Raw genomic sequence first — 3,241 nt, forward strand, 5'->3', positions numbered from 1 at the left:
CTGACCTATGCTGCACTCGAGGCTGCAGCAAACCAGGGCGCGCAGGCGCTGCGCCGGCTGGGCCTGGCGCGCGGAGACGTGATCGCGGTCATGCTGCACAACACGGCCGAGGTGTTCACCATTGGCTGGGCGGCAGAGCGCAGCGGGCTTTATCTTACCAGCATCTCCACCCGGCTCAGCCCGGCAGACGCAGCCTATATCGTGGCCGACAGCGGCGCCAAGCTGCTGGTCGTGGCCGATGCCTTGGCCCCGCTGGCAGCGCAGGTGGCGCGGTTGCTCGCCGCGCAGGGCACGGCGGTTACCGTGCTGCTGACCGGCGCGGGCGGCAATGGCCTGCCCGGCTGGGCGCCACTGGCCGCGGCCATGCCCGATGCCCCGGTGGGTGATGAAAGCCCGGGCACCGACATGCTCTATTCCTCGGGCACCACGGGGCGGCCCAAGGGGGTCAAGCCGGCCTTGCCCGATGGCGCGCTGGGCGATCCCACGCCGCTGGTGAACATGGGGCAGGCGCTTTATGGCATGGCGGCCGACACCGTCTATCTCTCCACCTCGCCGCTCTATCATGCCGCGCCGCTGCGCTGGGCGATGACGATCCACCGCCTGGGCGGCACCGTGGTGGTGATGGACAAGTTCGATGCCCTGGCCGCGCTCGCCCTGGTGGAGCGCTGGCGCGTGACCCATGGCACCTGGGTACCCACGCATTTCGTGCGCCTGCTCAAGCTCGATCCGGCGCAGCGCGCGCAGCCCGATCTGTCATCGCTGCGCGCGGCGATCCATGCCGGGGCGCCCTGCCCGGTGGCAGTCAAGCAGGCGATGATCGATTGGTGGGGGCCAATCGTGCACGAATACTATTCGGGCACCGAAACCTGCGGGATCACCGCGCTCAGCGCCGCCGAATGGCTCAGCCATCCCGGATCAGTGGGCCGCGCCGTGCTGGGCGAAGTGCATATCCTTGACGATGATGGCCACGAACTGCCCATCGGCACGCCGGGCAATGTCTATTTCGCCAATGGCCCGGCCTTTGCCTATCACAACGATCCGGCCAAGACCGCCGCCGCGCTTTCGCCCCAGGGCTGGGCGACGCTGGGCGATATCGGCTATCTCGATGCCGATGGGTTCCTCTATCTGACCGATCGCAAGCATTTCATGATCATCTCGGGCGGGGTCAACATCTATCCGCAAGAGATCGAAAACCTGCTGATCGGCCATGATGCCGTGGCCGACGTCGCCGTGGTCGGCGCACCCGACGCCGATCTGGGCGAAGTGGCCGTCGCCGTGATCCAGCCGGCGCCAGGCGTGGTGGCCGACGATGCCCTGGCCGCCAGCATCACCGCCTTTGCCCGTGCCGGCCTGGGCGCGATCAAGACGCCCAAGCGCATCCTGTTTCGCGACACTCTCCCGCGCGAACCCACCGGCAAGCTGATGAAAGCCAGCCTGATCGCCGAATTGCGCGCCGCCGCGCCGCCAAACCCGCGTTAGGCGTGGTCACCGGCCGTGGCGCGTGCCTGTTCGGCGAGGATATTGCGCGTCGCGGCCCAGTAATGCCACGCGGCCCAAAGGCCGGTGGGGGCCAGGATCAGCAGCGCAATGCGCAGTGATGCGGCATCGGCGCCATGGCCACCGGCCATATGGTCGCTGACCAGGCCGACGAACTGCGGCGCGATCACCAGGTTGGCGATATTGGCCATGAGCAGCGTGAGCGCACAGGCCGTGGCGCGCATCTGCGCCGGCACCACGTTCTGCAACAGGCCAAACGAAGGGCCGATGTAGAAATACATCGCCGGCACGAACAGCCACAGACACAGCTTGGCCACGCCCAGGTCATGCGTCCAGAAGATGAAGAACGATGGCACGGTGATCACCGCCACCACCACTGCCATCAGGATCAGCACGCGGCGCGGATCGGCCATGGCCTTGCTGGCCATCAGCACGGCCGTGGCCACGGTTGCCAGGCTGCCGGCGATCAGGTGCATCGGCCCCAGGATTTCTCCCGCCTGGCCCGCCGTCAGGCCATAGGCGCGCTGGAGATAGGTGGGCGTCCACCACATCAGGCCCCAGCCCCACAGCGCCGTCACCGCGCCGCCCATCATCAGGTGCATGGTGGCGCGCTGGCGCAGCAGGAACGCCAGCGCGCGCCACAAGGGCAGGCGCGGCGCGGCAGGTGCGGCATCGGCTGCACGCGGCGCATCCATCGCCCCGCGGCGCGGCTCGCGCACGGTCAGGAAAATCAGCGCCGCCAGCACCACGCCGGGCACGCCCAGCGCCAGGAACGCATGGCGCCAGCCATAGAGATCGGCGACACGCCCGGCCACGTCCGCGCCGATCCACGCCCCCAGGCACGAACCCAGGGCATAGACGGTCAGCGCCGCCGGTCGCTGCGCGGGCCGGAAATAGTCTGCCAGCATCGAGGTGGATGGCGGGGTGCCACCGCTTTCGCCAATGCCCACGCCAATGCGCGCCAGCAGCATCTGCCCGAACGTGGCCGACAGCCCGGTCAGGATGGTCAGGCCAGACCACAGCAGCAGCGCGCCGGAAATGATGTTGCGCCGGTTGAAGCGGTCGGCCAGCGCCGACACCGGAATGCCGATCGTCACATAGAACAGCGCTAGCGCCACGCCGGTGAGCAGGGCCACGCCCGAATCGGTCAGCTTGAGATCGAGCCGGATCGATTCCATCACCGTGGTAATGACATAGCGATCGGCAATGTTCATCGCATAGACCAGCGACAGCAGCACCAGCACATACCATTGCCGGGCCGATGCCACAGGCGCAGGCCCGCGCGCGCCGATCACGGGCGGAACCGGGGCCAGCATTGCCTCACCATCGCGCATTGTCTTTTCTCCCCGGCCACTGGCTCTGTTCTCGTTCGCCCAGCATGGCAAAACCCGAATGTATCGCAATTCCGTCACCCCCGGCTTGACCCGGGGTCCCGCTTTCTTGCCTTCCCGCAGGAACAGGCAGCGGGATCCCGGGTCAAGCCCGGGATGACGAGATCAATGCGATACAATCCAGTCTCTTGTGCCTAATCCTTTCACCTTCGCCGGGTCATGCCGGCGTATCTACCCTTGCCGCCACCTCGCACCAGCGCGCGATCAGGCCATCGGCCAGGCTCGCCGGCACCAGCGCGTCGCAGCGATCGGGCGCCACCACGTTAAGGCGCAAGGCCACATGCGCGATCACCGTGGCCGCCGTGCAGCCGGGCGCAAACGCGGGATTTTCGGCATCGAACACGCCATCGTGC

2 protein-coding genes and 1 pseudogene are annotated in these 3,241 nt (G+C 67.6%); 1 reads left to right on the top strand and 2 read right to left on the bottom strand.

The window, feature by feature from the left end; translation table 11 throughout:
* A partial coding sequence (locus H926_RS0113825; protein WP_028657999.1) for an acyl-CoA synthetase occupies positions 1–1,479 on the top strand: 1,479 nt, incomplete at its 5' end.
* Here H926_RS0113825 and H926_RS27585 read toward each other — a convergent pair.
* Entirely contained in the window at positions 1,476–2,813 is a 1,338-nt protein-coding gene (locus tag H926_RS27585) for an MFS transporter (protein ID WP_022676842.1), read from the bottom strand. The two genes, H926_RS0113825 and H926_RS27585, sit on opposite strands and share 4 nt — an antisense overlap.
* 232 nt (positions 2,814–3,045) lie before the next feature.
* Positions 3,046–3,241: pseudogene (locus H926_RS33355) on the bottom strand (hypothetical protein); the annotation flags it as partial.

This window comes from Novosphingobium sp. B-7 (assembly GCF_000410615.1).
In the GTDB taxonomy this organism is placed as follows: Bacteria; Pseudomonadota; Alphaproteobacteria; order Sphingomonadales; family Sphingomonadaceae; genus Novosphingobium; species Novosphingobium capsulatum.

Bases quoted from the DNA above. Each gene is read 5' to 3' on its own strand.
- H926_RS27585 (WP_022676842.1), bottom strand. From the start codon at position 2,813: ATGCTGGCCCCGGTTCCGCCCGTGATCGGCGCGCGCGGGCCTGCGCCT.